This is a genomic window from Glutamicibacter sp. JC586 (assembly GCF_009805585.1).
Classification (GTDB): Bacteria; Actinomycetota; Actinomycetes; order Actinomycetales; family Micrococcaceae; genus Glutamicibacter.
In genome coordinates this window covers 436470-458246 of the sequence record NZ_VHIN01000005.1, presented here as the reverse complement: position 1 = coordinate 458246, position 21777 = coordinate 436470, and the positions used below count along the sequence as shown (strand labels likewise).

At 56.7% G+C, this 21777-nt stretch carries 22 protein-coding genes and 1 riboswitch; of the genes, 14 read left to right on the top strand and 8 right to left on the bottom strand.

The features are described 5' to 3' along the window. Positions 1 to 14 precede the first annotated feature (14 nt). The 5 genes from FJV47_RS05680 to FJV47_RS05660 are packed head-to-tail and all read left to right on the top strand — an operon-like array spanning position 15 to position 5024. The gene (locus FJV47_RS05680) at positions 15 to 2024 is read left to right on the top strand and encodes a biotin carboxylase N-terminal domain-containing protein (protein ID WP_159610852.1); all 2010 of its coding nucleotides are present in this window, start codon (positions 15 to 17) and stop codon (positions 2022 to 2024) included. Then, positions 2021 to 2524: a MaoC family dehydratase gene (locus FJV47_RS05675; RefSeq protein WP_159610850.1), complete on the top strand. Its 504-nt coding sequence runs from the start codon at positions 2021 to 2023 to the stop codon at positions 2522 to 2524. Before FJV47_RS05680 ends, FJV47_RS05675 begins: the two co-directional genes overlap by 4 nt. Next, positions 2517 to 3332 (top strand): CoA ester lyase, encoded by an 816-nt coding sequence (locus FJV47_RS05670; protein ID WP_235026356.1) that lies wholly within the window; start codon positions 2517 to 2519, stop codon positions 3330 to 3332. The genes FJV47_RS05675 and FJV47_RS05670 overlap by 8 nt, the downstream gene beginning before the upstream one ends. A gap of 57 nt (positions 3333 to 3389) precedes the next feature. Then, positions 3390 to 4709, top strand: a complete 1320-nt coding sequence (locus FJV47_RS05665) for an MFS transporter (RefSeq protein WP_159610848.1) — start codon at positions 3390 to 3392, stop codon at positions 4707 to 4709. 57 nt (positions 4710 to 4766) lie between these two features. Continuing rightward, entirely contained in the window at positions 4767 to 5024 is a 258-nt protein-coding gene (locus FJV47_RS05660) for a hypothetical protein (RefSeq protein ID WP_159610846.1), read from the top strand. Positions 5025 to 5056: 32 nt separating this feature from the next. On the opposite strand, the gene FJV47_RS05655 is transcribed toward FJV47_RS05660, so the two are convergent. After that, on the bottom strand, positions 5057 to 6250 hold the full coding sequence (locus FJV47_RS05655) for an ROK family transcriptional regulator (protein WP_159610844.1): 1194 nt from the start codon (positions 6248 to 6250) through the stop codon (positions 5057 to 5059). A gap of 87 nt (positions 6251 to 6337) precedes the next feature. Here FJV47_RS05655 and FJV47_RS05650 point away from each other — a divergent pair, with 87 nt between their 5' ends. From FJV47_RS05650 to FJV47_RS05635, 4 genes are read left to right on the top strand one after another with little or no spacing between them, the layout of a single operon-like run. Next, on the top strand, positions 6338 to 7612 hold the full coding sequence (locus FJV47_RS05650; protein ID WP_159610842.1) for an ABC transporter substrate-binding protein: 1275 nt from the start codon (positions 6338 to 6340) through the stop codon (positions 7610 to 7612). A gap of 18 nt (positions 7613 to 7630) precedes the next feature. Next, positions 7631 to 8557 (top strand): carbohydrate ABC transporter permease, encoded by a 927-nt coding sequence (locus FJV47_RS05645; protein ID WP_159610840.1) that lies wholly within the window; start codon positions 7631 to 7633, stop codon positions 8555 to 8557. Beyond that, positions 8554 to 9429 (top strand): carbohydrate ABC transporter permease, encoded by an 876-nt coding sequence (locus FJV47_RS05640; RefSeq protein WP_159610838.1) that lies wholly within the window; start codon positions 8554 to 8556, stop codon positions 9427 to 9429. The genes FJV47_RS05645 and FJV47_RS05640 overlap by 4 nt, the downstream gene beginning before the upstream one ends. Before the next feature lie 57 nt (positions 9430 to 9486). Further along, positions 9487 to 11148 (top strand): alpha-amylase family glycosyl hydrolase, encoded by a 1662-nt coding sequence (locus FJV47_RS05635; protein ID WP_159610836.1) that lies wholly within the window; start codon positions 9487 to 9489, stop codon positions 11146 to 11148. A 77-nt stretch (positions 11149 to 11225) separates the two neighbouring features. On the opposite strand, the gene FJV47_RS05630 is transcribed toward FJV47_RS05635, so the two are convergent. From FJV47_RS05630 to FJV47_RS05620, 3 genes are all read right to left on the bottom strand, one after another. Then, entirely contained in the window at positions 11226 to 11663 is a 438-nt protein-coding gene (locus FJV47_RS05630) for a DUF6069 family protein (protein ID WP_159610834.1), read from the bottom strand. Positions 11664 to 11763: 100 nt separating this feature from the next. Further along, positions 11764 to 12993: an acyl-CoA dehydrogenase family protein gene (locus FJV47_RS05625; protein WP_159610832.1), complete on the bottom strand. Its 1230-nt coding sequence runs from the start codon at positions 12991 to 12993 to the stop codon at positions 11764 to 11766. A gap of 28 nt (positions 12994 to 13021) precedes the next feature. After that, positions 13022 to 14248, bottom strand: a complete 1227-nt coding sequence (locus FJV47_RS05620; protein ID WP_159610830.1) for an acyl-CoA dehydrogenase family protein — start codon at positions 14246 to 14248, stop codon at positions 13022 to 13024. Between the two features lie 50 nt (positions 14249 to 14298). Beyond that, positions 14299 to 14389: riboswitch (SAM riboswitch) on the bottom strand. Positions 14390 to 14682: 293 nt separating this feature from the next. On the opposite strand from FJV47_RS05620, the gene FJV47_RS05615 reads away from it, so the two are divergent. Beyond that, entirely contained in the window at positions 14683 to 15021 is a 339-nt protein-coding gene (locus tag FJV47_RS05615) for an SdpI family protein (RefSeq protein WP_159610828.1), read from the top strand. Positions 15022 to 15080: 59 nt separating this feature from the next. Here FJV47_RS05615 and FJV47_RS05610 read toward each other — a convergent pair whose 3' ends face one another. Further along, complete coding sequence (locus FJV47_RS05610; RefSeq protein ID WP_235026355.1) at positions 15081 to 16058, bottom strand: sugar diacid recognition domain-containing protein; 978 nt, start codon at positions 16056 to 16058, stop codon at positions 15081 to 15083. Here FJV47_RS05610 and FJV47_RS16435 point away from each other — a divergent pair. Both FJV47_RS16435 and FJV47_RS05605 read left to right on the top strand, forming a co-directional pair. After that, complete coding sequence (locus FJV47_RS16435; RefSeq protein WP_200831959.1) at positions 16038 to 16466, top strand: hypothetical protein; 429 nt, start codon at positions 16038 to 16040, stop codon at positions 16464 to 16466. The genes FJV47_RS05610 and FJV47_RS16435 overlap by 21 nt on opposite strands. 72 nt (positions 16467 to 16538) lie before the next feature. Then, on the top strand, positions 16539 to 17381 hold the full coding sequence (locus FJV47_RS05605; RefSeq protein ID WP_159610824.1) for an SDR family oxidoreductase: 843 nt from the start codon (positions 16539 to 16541) through the stop codon (positions 17379 to 17381). Here FJV47_RS05605 and FJV47_RS05600 read toward each other — a convergent pair. The 3 genes from FJV47_RS05600 to FJV47_RS05590 form a co-directional block, all read right to left on the bottom strand. Then, the gene (locus FJV47_RS05600) at positions 17378 to 17971 is read right to left on the bottom strand and encodes a hypothetical protein (RefSeq protein WP_235026354.1); all 594 of its coding nucleotides are present in this window, start codon (positions 17969 to 17971) and stop codon (positions 17378 to 17380) included. The genes FJV47_RS05605 and FJV47_RS05600 overlap by 4 nt on opposite strands. A gap of 64 nt (positions 17972 to 18035) precedes the next feature. Then, on the bottom strand, positions 18036 to 19214 hold the full coding sequence (locus FJV47_RS05595) for a glycerate kinase (RefSeq protein WP_159610822.1): 1179 nt from the start codon (positions 19212 to 19214) through the stop codon (positions 18036 to 18038). A 225-nt stretch (positions 19215 to 19439) separates the two neighbouring features. Continuing rightward, positions 19440 to 19910 carry a MarR family winged helix-turn-helix transcriptional regulator gene (locus FJV47_RS05590; RefSeq protein ID WP_159610820.1) on the bottom strand — a complete coding sequence of 157 codons (471 nt, stop codon included), beginning with the start codon at positions 19908 to 19910 and terminating at the stop codon, positions 19440 to 19442. Positions 19911 to 20073: 163 nt separating this feature from the next. On the opposite strand from FJV47_RS05590, the gene FJV47_RS16555 reads away from it, so the two are divergent. Together FJV47_RS16555 and FJV47_RS16550 are read left to right on the top strand one after the other, a co-directional pair. Continuing rightward, complete coding sequence (locus FJV47_RS16555) at positions 20074 to 20655, top strand: MFS transporter (RefSeq protein WP_235026353.1); 582 nt, start codon at positions 20074 to 20076, stop codon at positions 20653 to 20655. A 19-nt stretch (positions 20656 to 20674) separates the two neighbouring features. Then, positions 20675 to 21421, top strand: a complete 747-nt coding sequence (locus FJV47_RS16550) for an MFS transporter (protein ID WP_235026352.1) — start codon at positions 20675 to 20677, stop codon at positions 21419 to 21421. The last annotated feature ends 356 nt before the right edge of the window (positions 21422 to 21777 follow it).

Below are 21777 nucleotides of genomic sequence, written 5' to 3'. Positions count from 1 at the left end.
GCGAGGAGAACACCATGAACACCCAACTTTTTGACACGGTCCTTGTTGCCAACCGCGGTGAAATCGCCGTACGAATCATCCGCACCCTACGCGCGCTAGGCATTAGATCGGTCGCCGTGTACTCGGATGCCGACGCCGGGGCTCTGCATGTGTCCCACGCGGATATCGCGGTGCGGCTTGGCAGTGCTGCCGCGTCGGAAAGCTATCTGAACATCGACGCTGTCATCAAGGCCTGCCAGCAAACAGGCGCCCAAGCGGTGCACCCTGGTTACGGATTCCTTTCGGAAAACGTGGACTTCGCCCGCGCGCTGGAAACTGCCGGCATCGCATTCATTGGCCCACCGGTGGACTCCATCAACCTCATGGGCGACAAGATCCGTTCCAAAAACCATGTGCAGTCCCACCAGGTGCCCGTGGTGCCCGGCATCGCCGAACCGGGACTGAGCGATGAGCAACTTTTGTCTGCCGCATCCAAGGTCGGTTTCCCGCTGCTGATCAAACCATCGGCCGGTGGCGGTGGCAAGGGAATGTTCGCCGTGGAATCCGCCGAACACTTACCAGAAGCCTTAGCCAGTGCGCGGCGTACCGCGCGCAACGCCTTTGGCGATGACACCTTGTTCCTCGAACGCTTGGTGCGCAATCCCCGGCATATCGAGGTGCAGATCCTGGCAGATGCCCACGGAAACACGGTGCACCTAGGTGAACGTGAATGTTCCTTGCAGCGCCGGCACCAAAAGGTCATCGAGGAAGCCCCTGCCCCGCTCTTTGAGAACCTAAAACACGGTGCGCAGCTGCGCGAGCGCATCGGAGCTGCCGCGGTGGCCGCAGCCCAATCGGTGGGATACGTTGGGGCGGGTACGGTCGAGTTTTTACTCAGCAATGAGAACCCCGACGAGTTCTTCTTCATGGAGATGAATACGCGCCTGCAGGTCGAACACCCGGTCACCGAAGAAGTAGTGCGAGTGCATGGGCAGAAGCTAGATCTGGTCGCCTCGCAGGTACGCATCGCCGCCGGCCAGCCCTTGGATTTCACCCAAGACCAGGTGTCACTGGCAGGTCACGCCATCGAGGCCCGTCTCTACGCCGAAGACCCTTCAGCAGGATTTTTGCCATCCACCGGTACGGTGCTCAAGGTACGTGAACCCTCAGGTATTCGCGTGGATTCCTCTCTACGTGACGGGCTAGAAATCAGTGCCCACTACGACCCGATGCTTTCTAAACTGATCTCTTGGGGCCAGGACCGCACCGAAGCACTCACCCGTCTGGATCGCGCCCTAGAAGAAACCGAAGTTTTTGGGGTGCTCACCAACATTGAGTATCTTCGCCTACTCTTGGCCGATGATGATGTGGCCGCAGGGCGGTTGGATACCAACCTGATCGAGCGCAAGATGCCGCAGTTCACCTTCCGAACTCTTGGTGGGTACGAGCTTGCTCTGGCCGCGCACCTGGCGCATCACCAGGAACCGGCAGCACCCACCGCCTGGGGTGCTCGTGATGGCTGGCGACTGCAAGGAACTCGGGCCATCACCGCCCATTTTGATACTGCTGAGAACATCATCGAGACCTCGTTGACCCGCGACGCTGATACGTCGCTGGTTCTGGTGAACGGTGAAGAGTTCACCATCAGTGCACAACCAACGGGCGTTAACCATGTCTTCGCCCCCGATGGCACCCTATGGCTGTGCGGGCAGGGTTGGGGCGCCGCCCTGCGGCAACTCTCACGAGAAGAAGTCCTCGAACGACAGCTAGCCACCCTAGCCAAAGAATCAGGGCATTACTCCCCAGACGTGCAATCCCCTATGCCCGGCACGGTGATTTCGGTATCGGTCAGTGATGGGCAGAACGTCGTCTCCGGGCAGGTACTGGCCATTGTGGAAGCCATGAAGATGGAACATCAATTGGTAGCTCCGGCCGACGGCATCGTGCATATGACTGGACTCAAGGCCGGAGATCTGGTCAAAGCCAAACAAGTCATCGCCACCGTGGAACCAGTACAACAAGAAGTAAAGGAGCCATCAGTATGAGCGGGCAGCGAATCGAACAGCGCGGACTGTATTTTGACGAGTTGGTCCTCGGCGCCATCTACGCGCACAAGCCCGGGCGCACGTTGAGCGAAGCGGATAACATCGCCTTCACCACGATGACCATGAACAATCAGGGATTGCATCTGGATGCCGCGTGGGCTGCCACCCAGCCCTTTGGCAAACCACTGATCAATTCCTTGCTGACCCTCAGCACGATGATTGGCCAGTCGGTAGCTCAGCTGACCGAAGGCACCATCATCGGGCAGCTGGGTATCAGCGATGTGCGTTTCCCGCATCCGATGTTCCACGGTGACACCCTGTACACCGAAACCGAGATCACCGAACTGCGCCCCTCAAAGTCACGCCCAGGACAGGGACTGGCGTCAATGACTCATACCGGAAGCAACCAGCACGGGGAGATTGTCGCCACCGCCACCCGCACCTGTTTGATGTGGACCAAGGCGGCGCATGAACAAGCAAAGGCGGCAGAGCATGAGTGAGTTCATGATGGGTCCAGCCATCCTCTTCTGCCCGGCCGACCGACCAGAACGCTATGCCAAGGCGGCCAGCCGGGCCGACGCTGTGATCATTGATTTAGAAGATGCCGTCGCCCAAGGTAACAAGGAAGCCGCTCGACGTGCCCTGCGCGAGAGCGATCTGGACCCGGCGTGCACCATCGTGCGCGTCAACCCAGTGGACACCGAACATTTCGCCCGCGATCTCGAAGCGCTCAAGAGCACCAGCTACACCACGGTAATGCTCCCCAAGGCGGAATCATCAGCAGAACCAGCCCAGCTGGCGGACTATTCGGTGGTGGCCCTGTGCGAAACGGCGGCCGGGATCGCCAACGTGGCACAGATTGCAGCGGCACCAAATGTCGTGGCGTTAATGTGGGGTGCTGAAGACCTGATTGCCTCGCTAGGCGGAACCTCATCGCGCCATGATGATGGCAGTTACCGTCTGGTGGCCAGTTTTGCGCGTTCCCAAGTGTTGATCCATGCCTCCGCGCAGGGCAAGGCCGCCATTGACTCGGTCTACTTGGACATCCCGGACACTCAAGGATTGTTCCTCGAAGCCCAGGATGCCAAGGCCTCGGGCTTCGCTGCCAAAGCCTCGATCCATCCCAACCAGATGCAGATCATTCGGCAGGCCTACGCGCCAACTCCAGCCGAAGTACAACTCGCCGAACGGATTCTCACCGAAGCTAAAGCTCATCCAGGTGTCTTTTCTTTGGACGGGAAAATGGTCGACGAACCCCTGCTCCGCCAGGCGCGGGCTACCCTGGCCAGCGCCGCGAGGCTGGGTTGAACGTCGCCGGCTGTCATCAACTATGCGCCTAGTTTGATCCGGTGTGATGCTTGGTTCATGAGCGACCCGAACGAACCCGCGCCAACTCCCTCATCAGCGCCCGCGCCGCGTCTGCATCGCGCGTGGCTGGTCGCCATCATCACCACCTTGGCCTTAGTAGCGACCGCGGCCTTTCGTTCCACAACGGGCGCGTTCTTTGAACCACTAGAATCCGAATTTGGCTGGCAACGCACCCAACTTTCCACCGCAGTCACCATCAATTTGGTGGTCTACGGGTTGGCCGCCCCATTTGCTGCCACCTTGTTAGAACGGTATTCCATGCGCAAGGTCGCCATGGTCGCTCTAGCATTGGTTGCTGCGGGTGCTGGCCTGTCGGTATTCATCACGACCTATTGGCACCTTTGGGTTTTGTGGGGCCTGTTGGTCGGTTTGGGCACCGGCGCCATGGCGTTGGTCTTCGGTTCTGCCGTCGCCAACCGTTGGTTTAGCACTCGACGAGGATTGGTGATGGGAATCTTCTCCGGAGCCAACGCAGCTGGTCAGCTCCTCTTCCTCCCGGTGATTGTTAATGTCATCGAGAGCGCTTCATGGCGGATTGCCGCACTGATTGTTGCCGCCTTTGCCATACTGATCATTCCGCTTTTGCGCTGGCCGTTTGCCAACTCGCCCGCAGAGGTTGGGGTGCTACCTTACGGCGCCAGCGAAGCAACCCCACCGGCACCCAAGCCTCAAGGATCCATGGCAGCCGCAACCCTACGAGTGCTCTTCTCTTCGGCTCGCTATCCGGCGTTCTGGGTTCTGGCCATGACCTTTTGGATCTGCGGTTGGTCCACCAACGGGTTGGTTCAAACCCACTTCATCCCGGCCGCGCACGATCACGGGATGCCGGCCACCACCGCTTCAGGTTTACTGGCGCTGATTGGCATCTTCGATATTCTCGGCACGGTATTCTCCGGCTGGCTCACCGACCGCGTGCGACCGTGGCTGTTGCTTGCCGTCTACTATTTCCTGCGTGGCCTCTCGCTGTTGTTCTTGCACACGCTCATGGGGCCGACCGTGCAGCCGATGTTGTGGATCTTCATCATTTTCTACGGTCTAGATTGGGTAGCCACAGTCCCGCCCACCGTGGCACTGTGCCGAGCGTACTTTGGTCCGGTGAAGGCGACCGTGGTCTTCGGTTGGGTTTTTGCTTTCCACATGGTTGGGGCTGGCGCCGGTTCGCTGACCGCGGGCTTGTCTCGCGAGAGCACCGGAAGCTATTTGGCCGCGTGGATCACTGCAGCGATGCTGTGCTTTGCCGCGGCGGCCAGCCTATTGCTGATGCCACGCATGCGCCAGGCGGTACAGCCCCCGTCGATCGAACCAGTTTCCCCATAGACCGAAACCTGATTCTTACATAGACTCAAGTCAACATTTACTTTCAGGAGGACCTTCATGGCAGTTAGGGGCAAGCCAGGAATCGATACCTTGGTATTTTTTTGGTGCGGTATTCTCCTGTGGATCATAGGCGTTGCGACGACGTCTTTGGGCACCCTTTTTCAAATTAACTCTTCGTTAGGCCTCAACATTTTTGGTATGACCGTCGTACATGTCATTGGGCTGGGCTGCTTTGTCGGCGCAGGGATTTTTTCGATCATCGTCGCCCACAAGATCATCGCCATGCTGGTCTACCTGGTCCATCACCATCGCTAATCGCTCATTCGGGCAGCGCATTCTTCTGCCTTCTAGAACGGCGCTGCGCTGCGTACGAGCTGCACCCCGAGATCCACAGCCCCGCGCATCGCAACTTCAGCACCCAGAGTCGAGGCCGTTAGCTGAACGCAGGTCAGTTCCGGCTCCTGGGAGAGTTCACGTTGAGCGATCATAACCACCGGTTCCAGTATTTCTGCCATCGCACCTGAAAGCACCACACGTTCCAAACCGAGGAAACCCGAAATGACTGCACTGATCTTGGCCAGTCGGTCACCCAGCGACTCCAGGATTTTTTGAGCTAATTGATCATGCCCGGCCGCTGCTTGGAAAACGTCTTCCGCACGTAACTCATCCGCCGGCAATTCCGCCAAGCTGCTTTTGACCCCTTGCGATAAAGCCGTTTTTGCCTGCTCACGCGCCAGAGATCCAAGGCCATGAGCGTTTCCCACACCGGCGACATGCGAAAGGAATCGCATTTCTCCAGCCAGGCCCTTGACGCCGCGCAGCAAGTGGTTATCTACCACTAGGCCCGCGCCGATACGCTCACCAACCATCAACGAGGCGAACGAACCAACGGTGCCATCTTCCATTTCGGCAATGGCAGCCAGGTTCGCGTCATTTTCAACCCTCAGCAGGTAGGTGTATTTACCGAGGACTGCTTTCCAGTCTGGGTTCATCTTGACCCAAAAACCATTGTCATCGTCCGGCGACATGCCATCGGCATCGACAGGCGCGGGAACACCAATCACGATGGCTGCAAGCTTTCGGATGTTGAATTCCGCCAACAACTCCGTCAGTAGTTTTTCGGTGGCGCGCACTCGATGTTCGCCCGTCGCAAGCGGGTCCACCTTGGCTTCGCAATGAGACTTCTGCGTCCCCCGTACATCGCTGAGCGTCAAGCTGATGCGGTGTTGCCCTGCGTCAATTCCCACAATGAATCGATGAGCCAGGTTCAGTTCATAGCGCAGCGCCGGACGCCCCTTGGAGTAAGCGCCGGCAGCTCTGGTGTCTTTGGCTTCGATAAGCCAACCGGATTCCACCAGTTCTTTCGCCTGGTTGAGCACCGTCGCGCGAGTCAGGCCAGTTAGGGACATGAGCTCGCTTGCGGTCACCGCTTCGCGCGCCCACGCGGCATCCAGTACACGTTGGGTATTCAGCCTCCGCAGTGCTGTAGCGCTGTCCACGGACCCGGGTTCCAGCGCTTCAATATTTTTTACTGAACTCACGTTCAAAGTATAGACGTGAGTTTATTGAGGTGCTAAATTTATTTCGGATATAAAGTGACCCACTTCACTTCATCACTGGAGATGCACATGAATTTTGGATCAGAGGGCTTGTCAAGGCCGTTGAAACGGCGGTCTTTCATCGCCTCTATGCTGGCAACCGGAACACTGGCTTTAACCAGCTGCGGCACGGATGATGCTCGAGCCGGCATCCGTTTCAACCAGTCCAAGCCGGAAGTAATCCCTTACTTTCGTGAACTGCTGGGTCGCTTCAATTCCTCTCAAGGCACCGTAAAGGCAACTCACGAAGTAACTGCCGGGCTATCGGCCGCTTTCGCACGCAATGATCCACCAGATTTGGGATGCCTGAACTACAACTTCGAAATGGCGCGATTCCAAGAGCGCGGGGCGCTTTCAGATCTGTCAGATCTGCCTCAGCAGAAGATGAACGCGCCCTTTATCAAGCAGTTGCTGGATCTCTACCCGGATTACCCCGGCAGAACATCGGTGTTGCCGTACTCCATGATGGGTGCTGCTGTCCTGTACAACAAAGACATTTTTGAGAAACACAGTCTCTCCATCCCGACTCGATATTCAGAATTGCTGGATCTGTGCGGTGAGCTGTCCGACTTGGGCATCACGCCCATCTACTCCACATTCAAAGATGCCTGGACAGCTTCGCAGGGCTTGGCGGACTATTCTATTGGCGGGGCAATTGATATCAACCAGCACTTTGCCGACCTGCGAGAAATCGGCTCCGACTTCACACCTGACTCCTCTGTCACTTTCTCTAAGGCCTTCACTGATCCACTGCTGAAAATGCAAGAACTGGCAAAATTCTCCAACAACGATGCAGCCAATCGCGGATACGGGGATGGCAATCTTGCCTTCGCGAATGGTCAAGCGGCAATGTACTTGCAGGGCCCCTGGGCTCTACCCGAAATTGCCAAAACCAATCCCGACGCCAACATCGGCACTTTCCCGCTGCCAATGACTGAGGATCCAAGAGACCTGAAAATCAGGGTTAATCTCGACCTCGCATTGTGGATCCCCGAACAATCCGATCACAAGGCAGAGGCCCGTGAACTCCTTGCATTCCTCTGCCAGCCCGAAATCCAGAATGCTTACAACGAGTCCGCGCTCGGATTTGGTGTTCGTTCAGATTCGCCACCAACCAAAGATCCACGCCTGAAGCAGATGCAACCGTACATCGATACCGGACGCATCTACCAAGGAGTTTCGACAGCGATTCCGCGCACCATCCCCTTCGAGAACTACATGCAAGGACTGGTAACAGGTGGCAGCGTAGAGCAAACCCTAGCAACCCTAGACGCGGACTGGGCCCGGCTAGCCCAACGCAGTTAGCCAGCCCAGGAGATCATCATGACATTAACCTCACCAGCAAAACCTCGTAGTGATAGCAAGCGTCCAATGCCGACCCCACCTGCAAAACGACGCAGATTCGAGGCTACCTACCTTGGCTTCCTCGTCCCGGCTTTGATTTGCTTCACGATCGCCATTACAGTTCCCGCGGCCATGGGCATTTTCTTCAGCTTCACAGACTCCGTTGGGTTTGGAGATTACAACCTCATCGGTTTAGCCAATTACGCGGCTTTGTTCACCGACCCTGCGATTATTGGCGCCTACAGCTTCACGATCGGTTTCGCGTTAGTCACTGTGCTTCTGACGAATGCCCTGGCATTCTTGCTTGCAGTTGGGCTTACCGCCCAAATCCGTGCCAGGGTCGCTTTGCGAACCATTTTTGTGATGCCAATGGTGATTTCAGGAATCGTGATCGCGTATGTTTTCAATTTCCTGTTTTCGAACACCTTGCCCACTGTAGGCGAGTATTTCGGCATCGAATTCCTGAAATCATCGCTGCTGTCCAACCCGGATCTCGCATGGCTGTCGATCGTCATCGTCAGTGCCTGGCAGGCGATCCCCTCGGCAATGCTCATCTATATTGCAGGGCTCATGGCGATCCCCTACGACCTGTACGAAGCCTCATCTCTCGACGGAGCCAGCGCCCTCGGACAACTCGTCCACGTCACCCTGCCGCTGATGATTGGCTACATCGGGATCAACATAATCATCGGTTTCAAGAACTTCTTGGGCGCCTACGATGTCATTGTCGGCTTGACCAACGGCGGCCCCGGAGTGAAAACCCGTTCAATAGCCATGACGATCTTCACCGGCTTTGAACGTGGCGACTATGCGTATCAGATGGCCAATGCGACAGTCTTCTTCATTATTTCGCTGATCATCGCGCTCTTGCAGCTGCGCCTAACGAACAGGGGACAAGCAAAATGAGCCTCACTTTACAACAACGACTCAACAAACGATCCCGCTCACGCGTCGGACATGAACGTACCAATTGGTGGGCCACTGGCCTATTGGGCATATGTGCGCTGGCAGTTTTGGTTCCCCTGTTCGTTACCGTTTCGATGGCATTCAAATCCGCCAAGCAGGCTGTGGACGGTAAAGCGTTCTCACTTCCAAAGCCCCTCTCGATCGAAGGGTTCACCGAAGCCTGGGAACTGGTCAATTTTCCGAGGGCATTCACCATCTCGCTCTTGATCACCCTCGTAGCAGTTGTCGGAGCGGTGCTCGTTGCGTCGATGGCTTCCTATGCAATCCACCGGAACTGGGACAAACGGTTCTACCGCTTTAGCTTCTACTACCTCTTGGGAGCCATGTTCCTACCGTTCCCGGTCCTGGCGCTGTCCCAGGTCAAACTCACCGGACTCTTCGGCCTGGATAATCCGGCAGGCGTCGCCATCCTCCATGTCATGTTCGGCTTGTCGTTCAATGTCCTGCTATTCACTTCTTTCCTGCGAGGCCTACCCGGCGAATTGGAAGAAAGCGCACGCATCGACGGGGCAAGCAACTGGACCACATATTGGAGAATCATTTTCCCGCTTTTGGCACCAATGAGCGCCACTGTGGCCATCTTCGCGTTCCTCGGGTCATGGAACGACTTCATGATGCCATCACTGATTATCGCGGAGCAGGCAGATCAGACTCTCCCTGTGGTACAGCAGCTGTTCCAAACCCAATTTTCGAATAATTACCATGTCTCCTTCGCCTCCTATCTGATGGCGATGGCGCCCAGCGTCGTGGCCTATCTCTTCACCCAACGCTGGGTGATGTCGGGATTGACTCAAGGTGCCGTCAAATCCTGATCCCATCGCTCCGCTCGACTTGCCCACCCTCAAAAACACACCGTTGAAAGGAACACCATGACTCTTCAAGACACTACCCCCAACACCCTGAAATCCGAGGATGCGTCCTGGTGGCGCCAGGCCGCGGTCTACCAGATCTACCCGCGCAGCTTTGCCGACTCCAATGCCGACGGGCTAGGCGATTTGCAAGGTATCGCTTCACGAGTCGAATACCTCAAGGCTCTGGGTGTAGATGCGGTCTGGTTGTCGCCGTTCTACCCATCGGCCCTAGCCGACGGTGGATACGATGTTGACGACTACCGCAATGTAGACCCGCGATTAGGCACTCTAGAAGACTTCGACAAGATGACTACAAAACTGCATCAGGCAGGTATCAAAGTCATCGTTGACATCGTGCCCAACCACTCTTCAAATCTCCATGAATGGTTCCAAGCCGCGCTGGCAGCACCCAAGGGCTCAGCGGAACGCGAGCGCTATATCTTCCGGGACGGATCAGGCGCCAACGGAGAACTGCCTCCCTCAGACTGGGAGTCGATCTTCGGCGGACCGGCATGGGAAGCAGTCGGTGACGGCCAGTGGTACCTTCATCTCTTCGCCAAGGAACAGCCCGATTTTAATTGGGCCAACAGCGAGGTCCGCGAGGATTTCCTCAAGACGTTGCGATTCTGGTCCGACCGAGGAGTCGATGGCTTCCGTGTGGACGTGGCCCATGCCTTGGCTAAGGACATTCCACTGACCGGCCTGCCTACCAAAGTGGAACTGGATGCCCACCCATGGGACGGATCGCACCCGATCTGGGACCGCGATGAAGTGCATGACATCTATGCTCAATGGCGTGAAGTCTTTAATGCGTACGATCCACCGCGCATCGCGGTAGCCGAAGCATGGACCAATTCAGATCGTCGGCCTGCCTACGCTCGTTCCACTGGACTGGGCCAGGCATTCAACTTCGACTTGTTGCAAGCAGATTTTGATGCAGCTGCGTTCAGGAAGATCATTTCCTTCAACCTCGAGCAGGCGAAGATCGCGGGCTCATCAACCACCTGGGTCTATTCCAACCATGACGTGGTGCGCCACGCCACCCGCTACGCACTTCCCTTAGCAGGAGATCCCGATGCTGCGAAGAAGTGGCTGCTCCACGGCGCAGATCCGTCGGTACTCAATGAGGAACTTGGCCTTCGACGTGCGCGGGCCGCGACACTGTTGGAGTTGGCGTTGCCGGGATGCGCCTACTTGTATCAGGGCGAAGAACTAGGGTTGCCAGAAGTAAGCGAGATCGCCGACGAACAGCGACAAGACCCTGCATTCTTCAAGAACAAGGGGGTCGAGGTGGGCCGCGACGGTTGCCGCGTTCCGATCCCGTGGACGACAGCCGGGCCGTCTTTTGGCTTCGGCGCTGCAGAACCCCACCTGCCACAGCCAGAGGATTTCGGTTCCCTGAGTGTTGCAGCCCAGGAAGGGAACCCGGAGTCGACGTTGGAGCTCTATCGCCAGGCACTGGATCTTCGCAAGGAACTGCAAAGCGAAGAATCACTCCAATGGCTTGATTCCGCCGAAGGTGTGCTTGCCTTTTCCCGGCCAAATGGCTGGATCAGCGTCACTAACTTCAGCGCTGAACCACAGCCACTTCCCGAGGGCACTTTGTTACTGTCCAGCGCGCCATTGGATGTGGCTGGCCGGCTGCCGGCAGCCACAACGGCATGGCTGCGTGGCAAATAGCCTGATATAGCAAAAAAGCTTCGTCACCGCTGATCTTTCGCGATCCGCGGTGACGAAGCTTTTGTTTGCCAGCCTCGTTAAGCGACAACAACATCCTTGGAAGGAACGTGCAGCTTCTTGTTGCCGTAGTGAACGGCGAAGAACCAAGCAGCACCAGTCACGATGTGCATCACGGTCAGGGTTACCGCGGTAGCAACATCAGATGCTGCCATGATTGCCGAAACGCTTGAGACCACGGCGATCACCAGGCCAATCCACTGGGCCACCTTGATGATGCCCTTCTTGGCACGACCGATCAAGAAGACCACAAAACCGAAGGCCAACAGTGGGATCCAGGTGGCCTGCAGGATGTTATCGAAGCCAATAACTTTCTCAGGGTTCACCCCGACCTTCATCGAAGCGCCCGAGGCGATGCCGATGAAGAAAATGATCACGTTGAGGTAACCAGCGCCCAGTGCGGCGATGACGACCTGAATGAAGTTAAACGGGCTGTTTGGGTGTCCCTGAGCAGTCATAGCATTCCTCAAAATTGTTGAAAGTCCTCAACAATCCTAGTCTCGACACCCCGTGCCGTGGCTCTCACAAACAAGTGAGATCGGCGACAGCTCGCCCCTGCTACTTTGACGCACCAATCGCCCACACGCGCGGCAGTTCGGTGCCATTTACGGCAAGGTCACCGATCAAGCGAGCCTTGAACACCCACGGGTTGTGGTTGCCTGCGGTGCGCGCATTACGCCAATGCCGATCCAGGTTCTTCGAGACACTGGTAGCCGAAGCTGCCAGGGCATCAAATGCATGGCTAACGGCGTTGAGCACCAGTGGGGTGAGCACTACCTGCGCCTGAGCACTGGCCAATTCAGCGGCATCATTGGCCGCCTCATCCTCTTCCACCGAGATCTCACCGGCTTGCAAGGCCAACGCACTTTCGTACGCGCTCTGCAAGGAACGAGATACACGCTCCACGGTTCCAGCCGCGGCAAAGGCCGCCGCCGAAACCTCACCAATGACCTGCAACAGTTGCGGATCTTCTGCGGCCACATTGGCGGCCGCGTGGCTGAAGGTTCGCTTGCGTGCCTTAAGCTCGGCAGCAAAATCGCGTTCCGCAGCTTTGGCAGAGCCGGCGAGAACTGCCAGTAGCACCTGCTGATAGAACGCGGTCTGGTACTTAAACCGGGTATCAAAGTCGATCAGATCTTCTTCGGCCACAATCGCATCTGTGAAGGTAGACGTTCCGGTGCCGGTAGTACGCTGGCCAAACCCATCCCAGTCATCGGCCAATTCCACGCCGGGCTGGTGGCGATTCACGGCGGCAATGACGCGCTTGCCGGTATCGGTGCGTTCAGCATAAGTATCTAGCCAGTCAGCAAAGATAGAACCGGTGGAGTAGTACTTAGTACCGTTGATGCGGAAGCCACCTTCACCATCCGGGGTGACCTTGGTGATCACGTCGCCGACCTTCACGGCACCAACTTCGGTCCACGAATTACCCACCAATTCGCCATTGGCAAAACGAGCCAGCCACTTGTCACGCCCCGCGCCATCAGCGGCGATCAGACGATCCTCAACAAAAGCGAAGTGAGCACGAAGCGCCTGGGCAATATTGGAGTCAGCCGCTGCCAGATCAACAAAAAGCTCAAAAAGCTCGGGCAAAGTGGCGCCGGCCCCACCGTGAGATTCGGGGACACGCACGGCGCCAAACCCTGCGGCCGCTAAGTCGGCCACCTGCTGATAGGGCAATTCTCCGGTGCGGTCACGCTCGGCCGCTCCGGCTGCGATCTGCTCAAAGAGCGGGGCAAAGCGAGACTTGAGCTGGCTCAGGCGGGTGCCGGTAACAAGTGCAGTCATCTGTACGTCCTTATCGGTTGATCTGGTTTTAGGTGTAGAGCGAGAGTGGCTGAGATTCTCCGCGCAAGAAATACGCTCCAACCTCGATCTTCTTGTAGTCCACGGGGTCATGTAGCGAATGCGTACGCACATTGCGCCAGAACAAATCCAAGCCCACCGAGTTAGCTGTCGAGGATGACCCGGTAACTTCAAAGATCCGGTTCGCAACCTCTACGCCGGTCTCGGTGGCCACCACCTTGGCTTCGGCGATTTCCACTGCCAGCGCAGCACGCTCTGGCTGAGTAACCTCGCCCGCTTTAGCAAGTAGCGCATCAAACTTGTGCCCGAGCTTCTCGGTCAAGGCCGCCACAGCGGCGGTACGAGCCTTCAGTTCGCCGACGGTGCGCTGGAAGATCGGGTCCTGCGAGTAGCTTTCTGCCTGTGAGAACAGCCAGGCGTTTTTGCGGCCCAGCAGAATCTGCTTGCCTCGGGCCAATGCACCCTCGGCAATCCCTAGATAGAAGTTCACGAAGGCCAGCTGAATTCCGGGGGTAAGCAACGTAGAGACCGGCTCCTCGGTGAGCGGACCGAGAATATCTTCGGCTTCGACTCGTACGTTGTGGTACTTCAAGGAGTTCGAGGCGCTCAGCCGTTGTCCCAAGTAATCCCAGTCATCAACGATTTCCAGTCCTTCGCGGTCACGTGGGAGTACAAAAGCCAGTACCTCGCCAGCACGTTCACCTTCGGTAACCTCGGCATTGACCACAATTACTTCGCCCACGCCCGAACCGGTAGAGAATCGCTTGGCACCGTTCAGCCGGAACCCGTCACCCTCGGGAACCAAAGACAGTGTTGGATCTACGGGGTTGACCGAGTCACCCCAGAGCCAGCCACCTTCCACGGTGCGCTGCCACCATTTGGCTTGCTCTTCGGGGGCCGTATAAAAGGCAATTCCGGACTGATTGATGTAGTGATAGGCCAGCAGCTGAGAAATTGAACCGTCCGCGGCGGCAATGATGCGAACTGCTTCAAAGCCTGTTGCCCAATGTCCACCGGCTCCCCCGAATTCGGTGGGAACCAGCAAATTCAGCAGCCCCGCCTCACGCAATAATTGCACCTCAGCAAAGGGCTGTTCGTTCTTACGGTCTCGTTCCAGCGCATCCGCCGAAAGCTGGTCGGCGATCTTCTGGGCGATACCACGCCAGTGCTCAAGTTCGGCTTCATCAGCGGTCCCGGTGTAAGGGACGCGTGGTAGTTGTGTGCTTAGTACAGTCATCTTCGTTCTCCCTTTTTGCGTGGACTCCGAAGGATGCAGAATTTTCTGCAATTCCATCGAACCTGGCGTTAGCACTCTCTGCAGGTTGCAGACTTGCTGCGGCGTCGTGGAGCCAGGTCTCTCAGCCGCTCTGGATGGGTGTTCTTTGAGTTAAACATCGATCGGCCCGGCATGCCATCGACACGTCACGGGAGGGAATAAAGCGTCAGAACTCTTCACAAAAGACAGGTGAGAAGGTGCGGTGCTCGATCAGGCCATCGTTAATCGCCGTCATATTTCCACACATTACGGCTAGCGGACATCCCGTCGCCGATTCAGGGAAATCCAGAGATTGGTACCACCTTGGAAGCCGGAAAGTATACCTACCGTATAGAATGAATTAAGAGACACCAACTAGGGGGCTCCTAATGGATCCGACGAGCACAATCAGTCTGATGTTTGGGCTGTTAATCCTCACCGTAACCGCGAGTATCTTGGCGCCGATGACGGCCGCAGACAAGCTCGGACGCAACACCATGGTTGGTATAAAAACGCGTCATACCCTATCCAGTGATGAAGCGTGGTTGGCCGCTCATCGCCATGCTGCCCCTACCCTTCGAATCGCAGCTTGGGCCGGCTGGATACTCCTGGCGATCGCCGCCGCCCTCTGCTTCATGCAGAATTTCCCCTTGGCACTCAGCGTGACATCCGCCGGGTTCATCATCGCTCTCGCGTTGCTTCTAATCGCTGGTTTTCGAGCAAATCAAGTCGCCAAGCAGTACCCCAGCAGCTAATAACTGGGCTGTGGTGTCATCAAGAATGTAATTGCGATCCGGCATTCCCGCTACTTCAGCTAGAAGATCTGTAACTCATTTAGCGCGACCCGTGCGTAAATAGCATGCTGCAACCGAAGCGACTGGCTGGCCAGACGAATATCTACCCCGCTAACGTGGCCGATCCGTTCCAACCTTTGCATCAGTGTATTGCGGTGAATGTGTAAGGTTTCAGCAGCCTGAGACATCGAGGGAGCAGTGGCAAAAGTCAACAAGGTTCTTGCTTGTTCCTGATTCAGCGCACGCGCCGGGGCCGCAAGATATTTCAAGCTAGAAACCGGAGTACGCGCCACCGCCACGGCGATGTCCTCATTCCAGATTCCTAGGTTTGCTCGCTGGGCGAGTAGCTGAGTTCGAGCAGCCAAGGTACGCATCGCCTCGGCTTGAGCCAGCAGCTCTCCGGGATCTGCTGTCGGAACCTGGCACAGATATCGGTCATTGAGGTCAGGAACATCCGCCAACGCCCCCTCACTAGCTTTACCGATTCTCCACTGCGCGTCGATGAGCGGAACCCACGAAGTACGCACACCCTCGAGATCCGATTTTTCTAAGTGTGGGGCTTGCTCATCAGGCGCAATCCAAAGCTCAATTTGCAGCTCGCCGCCAAGACCGTATGCTTCCAGCATCCGCGCGATAACTTCAGGTGTCGAGTGACCGGCAAGCAAAGCCGAGAGGAGGTCCCTAGCTTCGGTAGCCCGGCGAGCGCTGCGCGAGTACTCCCGCTCTAGGCTCAACAGCAGCTGCACACTCAGCGCGATCAAGTCAGCGAGCGGTTCCACCTCATGTGGTGCTCCGGTGACCCCGACAACCCCGCAGAGCTGATCATTGAGCATGAGCGGAATATTGACCCCAGGCTGGATGCCGGCAATTTTGTTGGCCTGACTCACCCGCACGATCTGGTTGCTCCTCAGCACTTCGACGCTCGCCTCATGCAGCGTGCCAACCCGTGAACTATCGCTGGAAGCGATGATGACTCCATGAGCATTCATGATGTTCACATGGCGATTTATCGTCGGCTCAATGGTGTCGACAACCTTCTGCGCCAATGCGCTCGCCAGACGGGGTTGCTCCTTATCGCTCATGGATTCATCCTAGCTGGCCTTGGGAATGGCGAATCGGTAGCGGCCAAAAGAGGCACGCTGGCAACGATGGGGTACTTCAACTTCATCTCTTGCAGTGCTAGGCTCACCACAGTCAAGTATCGCGACGAAAGGTTCACCGTGAATTCGGCGATCAGTTACTTAACCGGAGGATTTTTAGTGGCACTGTTGGTGACACTAAATATGACGTGGAATCAATATTTGCACGGCCTCACTGGCCCTATCGCTGTCGCGTTGAGTCTCGTAGGCTTCATCGCCTGCGTCTTTTTCGCTACTCGTGCCACCGCCACGGCACGCGAAAACTAAGCACCAACTCAGCTCGCATGAGAGAGTCTACCTACGACTCTCGGACTGTCCTTAGCTAGGAAGTGTTGTGAAATGGCATCCAAGGAACGAATTGCAGTCACCGGTTCTACCGGAGCGCTCGGCTCGTTGGTAGCCCAAAATCTTGCGGATCTTGGTGTACCCCAGCGACTTCTGGTCCGCGACACATCCCGTGCGCCGCAGCTACCGGCTTCCACGACTCACACTTTTGACTATGCTGATCGCTCCGCGAGCATTCGCGCACTGAAAGATATCGATGTACTTTTTATGGTGTCAGCTCCGGAGAGCCAGCATCGTCTAGAACTGCATAAATCCTTCATCGATACTGCAGTTCAGGCCGGGGTGAAACACGTTGTTTACACCTCGTTTGCCGCAGCCGCTCCGGATGCAGAATTCACCTTGGCCCGCGAGCACTATGAGACTGAAGAGTATCTGCGAGCTTCACCTCTCCGTTTTACCTTTTTACGCGATAACTTCTACCTAGATTTTTTGCCTGACCTTCTTGGCGCCGATGGGGTCATTCGCGGCCCTGCGGGGAATGGCCATTTCGCTCCGGTAGCCCGTGCAGATGTGGCCCGCACGGCTGCCACCGTCTTGGCCGAAGCGCACGCCCACGAGAGTTCGGCTTATGAGCTCTCCGGCCCACAATCTCTGAGCATGTCGGACGTCTCCAGAATCCTACGCGAAGTGCGTGGTGATAAAGCTAGCTTCCACGATGAGAGTATCGATGAAGCGTACGCTTCACGCGCTAAATACGGCGCCCCGCAATGGCAGCTAGATGCTTGGGTCAGTACCTATACGGCTATATCCGGCAGCGTTATGGCCAAGGTCAGTGACCACGTTGAGATCATCACCGGCAGGGCGCCGATGTCTTTTGAGGATTATCTTCGTAGCTAGGCTGCCGAGCGTTCCTTTTGGACTGCTTTGACAGTTTCCACGTTATCCGGGGCAAAAGCGTATAGCTTTCCACCGGACTGATGTACCCAGAAACGACCACACAAGTTGGTAGTTTTCGCTTCGGCATCATCGGGCCACCAATCGGCTTCAAGGGTCCTGGTGGTAGAAATTTCCTCTGGGTCGAAGTTTTTGGTGCGTGGATCCGAAGCATAGGCTTTCTTCAGCTCCGCAGCGCTGGGTTTGCCAGCGGTTGCCACTGTAATGCACTTGTCGTTAGGCAATTGCCCGTCGTAGTCCATCACAAAAATTCGTTCACTGCCGGTATTGCGTTGAACCAGCTCCACATTGGTGCCACCAGCAGGCACCCAGGTAGGTAGCAGTTCGCTGGCGACCCCAGCTTGCGAAGTCTGTGCAGATTTTTCGGTGGATTCATCAAACTTATCGACGCTGAAATCAGACATCGAGCATCCGGACAGAAACATAACTAGCGGTGCGGCGAACAATGCGGAGGCGACATACTTTTTCTTCATCATGTTTCCATCGTAGAAATCGGCACCGACTTGGCACATCGTTTTAATGTCTGAAGTCATAGCGCAGTGTTTCGTACCCACGGTGGAGGGACGCACGAAATTTCCTCCACCCATGCGGGCCAGGCTAACGCAAGTACGTGCGTGCCACACCGAAGGCGGTGCGCTGAACTAGGCCGAGCGTATCGGCCGAAAGTTCCGCCAAGCTCGCTGGACCTGGCGCAATTGAAAACGCGGCCAGAATCCCTGCTGCCTCAAGTTCTTCATCGCTCAGATCCACTGATCCGGCCACGACAATTACATCGGACAGCTCACCTTTGGCTTGCAGGACACCACAGACCACTTTGCCATCCAGTGATTGACTATCAAGCCTGCCTTCTCCAGTCAGAACCAGATCAGCCGACTGCATTATTCGACGGGCGTCGAGTACTTGGGCGACCAGCTCCCACCCCGGGGTCAGCTCTACAAAGAAGTACGATGCGAGGCAGAGCGCCAATCCGCCAGCGGCACCCATCCCTGGCTGCTCGCGCAAGCTTCGCCCGGTATCGGCCTCAAGTACATTGGCTAAGCGTTCAAGGCCTTGATCCAGGATCTGCACATCGTGTTTGGTAGCACCCTTTTGCGGACCAAAAATCGCGGCAGCACCTTTGTCTCCAAGCAACGGGTTGGTGACATCACACGCGATCTGCCAACGTACCTTTTTCGCCCGGGGGTCAAGTTCGGATACGTCAATGCTTGCCAGCTTGCCCAGTGCGCCTCCACCTGCTGGAAGCTGATTTCCTTGATCATCGAGGAACTTGGCACCCAGCGCGTTGAGCAGTCCGGTTCCACCGTCGGTGGTTGCTGAGCCACCCAGACACAAGATGATTTGCTGGACTCCGAGGTCTAGGGCATGAGCAACCAGCGGGCCCAGACCCGAGGTGGTTGCTTCTAGTGGTTTACGTGCCACATCGCTAACCTGTGGCAGTCCGGCGGCTTCCGCCGCTTCCACAACTGCAATTTTCTGGTCAGCCGATAGTCCAAGTCGTGAGGTCACCGGGCGGCCCAACGCGTCGGTGGTCTCCAGCGTGATCGCCTGGGTACCCCACGTATCAATCAATGCTTCGAGGGTACCTTCGCCACCATCGGCGAAAGGCACCGCGGTAATCTCAACCTCGCGCTTAAGGCTGGCTGCCCCTTTGGAGAACCCGTATTCCATTGCGGTAGCAACTTCGCTAGCCCGGGCGCTACCCTTAAACGAGTCAGGCACTATGGCTACTCGTAGTGCTCGCTGGATCGTGGCCGGTAGTTTCTGCTCAGAAGTCATGAATCCCAGCATAGATAGCAGCGCGCTGCGAGCCTATGTGTCAACTACCGGAGTTTGGGATCGGTTCGAGGGCGCTCTATGTGCACCGCGCCCAGTCACCGTCAACGCGAAGCTAAGCCAAAGCATCGGCACAGAAACCGTGACTATCGTAGAAACTACCTCATTGAAGGTGCGAGTGATGATCGTAAAAGTTCCCGTTGGATATTGCCCAGCGGGAACTTTTCTTTAACCATTCTTCTGGCCACGGCGTAGCTGGCTGTACTCCTCGATTGCATTGTTAAAGCGGTTCAGGAAGTGCGCGAACTGATCCACGTCCTTGGAACTCCAGTCCCCCATGATCTGCTCCAGCGCCTCGATGGAGGTGGCACGGGCGTCAGCAAGTTGCTCCTCCCCGAAGTGGGTCAAGGTGATTTTGCGCGCCACATGCCCATCTGGATCTGCCATGCGCTCCAGATACCCCTCCTTAATCGCGACGGTAACTTGTCGTTGCAGGGTGGAGCTCTCTAGGCGTAAAGCATGACTCAACTGCGCAATAGACATCGGCCCCTGACCATCGATACGGCTCATTATGAGGTATACGCTGCGGTCCAAGCCGCTGGAATGGCGATGTTGAGCAATGGTGTAACGACTGAGCAGCATCTGCTCGTACTCGATGTCCGCGATGCGGCTCTTCGATCCATTTTTTCCTTCTGGCATTTCTCCATCCTATCTCAGATGTGTATTATGAACATTGCATGTAACTTACACATTCTGTCGAAAGTGACCCGTATCCTCCCCTAAACTCGCCACAAAGCCCAGCTCCAAGTTCACCGTTGGCATCCTTGCCACAGCAGGTATCGCCTCTTCGCTGACCCAGACAATGGTGGCTCCGCTAATCCCGCAGCTCCCCCAAATCTTCAACACCACGGCCGATAACACCGCCTGGATTATCACCGCAACACTGCTCGCGGCCGCTGTGGTCATACCCATTTCGGGGCGGCTAGGCGACATGTTTGGCAAGCGCCGAGTATTACTCGCCTTGGCAATCCCGTTGATCCTTGGCGGGGTGATCTGCGCGCTAGCGCCCAACGTCACCGTGATGATCGTGGGCCGAACCCTACAGGGCTTGGGATCAGGCATGGTTCCGCTAGGCATCGCAATGCTCCGTGACCTCGTAGAAGCCGAGCGTCTATCTTCGGCCATCGCCACCGTCTCAGCAACCCTGGGCGTGGGTGGCGCCATCGGGCTGCCACTGTCGGCAGCGATCATCCAGTTTTCGTCTTGGCGCGTGCTCTTTTATCTGGGCGCCGCCATCACCCTGGTCGTGGCCTTACTGATCCTCAAGTTCATTCCCGCTATCAACTCCGCTGGATCCGAGGGTCACTTCGACTGGGCCGGTGCCATCGGGTTAGGTGCCGGGCTCATTGCCCTTATGCTCGGAACCTCCAAGGGCTCCACCTAGGGTTGGGGATCCCCCCCTAGTGATTGCTCTGCTTACGGCGTCGGTGATCGTATTACTGCTCTGGGGCTTCTGGGAACTTCGGGCAAACGCTCCCCTGGTGGACTTGCGCACCGCTGCGATTCCACGCGTACTGTTGACCAACATTGCTTCAATTTTTGTTGGCTTCGGCATGTACTCCAGTTCTCTGGTCATGCCTCAGATCTTGCAGATGCCCACCGAAGCAGGTTACGGACTGGGCCAAAGTATTTTGTCCGCTGGACTGTGGATGGCTCCGGCCGGGTTGATGATGCTCTTCCTTTCGCCCGTCGGAGGTCGACTGACCAGTTCAAAGGGACCAAAATTCACCTTAGTTCTCGGGATCCTCATCATGGCCGCCGGATACGCCGTGGGACAACTTGGCATGGGCTCCACCTGGGGCTTGTTGATCACCAGCCTGGTCATCAACAGTGGCGTGGTACTGGCCTATGGGGCGATGCCCACCATCATCATGGGCGCGGTACCGCGCAGTGAAACCGGTGCAGCCAACGGCCTGAACACACTGATGCGTTCCTTGGGAACCACTTCAGGAGCAGCCATCATCGGCTTGGTGCTGGCGAACATGACCATCGACTTCCATGGCGCAGTGCTTCCTTCCGAGACTGGTTTCCACACCGCACTATGGCTCGGAGCTGGCATCAGTCTTGTTGCGGCATTGGTCGCAGCTTGCATACCATCGGCTGCCCACGCCACCCCGGCAAAGGTCGAGGAACCTTTGAAGGCCGCTTAGCTTACTTTCGCTGGAACTACGGATACATGGGCACTGCGCAGTGCATGCTTACTGCATCCACAGAGAGCACCCCTAGAGTAATAAGTACCTCATTGAAGGTGCGAGTGATGACGAAGTAGTGGCCCTGCCGGTCTTGCGGCGGGGCCACTTCTTTGCCCTCTGACGCTCCCAAATGCGAAGTCAACGTGCAGTGCATACTTATTTGACGCACAGAGTCCACGCTTAGAGTAGTAAGTACCTCATGAAGGTGCGAGTGATGATCGAGAAGCCCCAGCTCGCCGGCTAGTTCCGGCCCGGCTGGGGCTTCGAATTTAAGCACTGCCGGCAGTGCCCGGTGCGGTAACGTAGATAGGTCC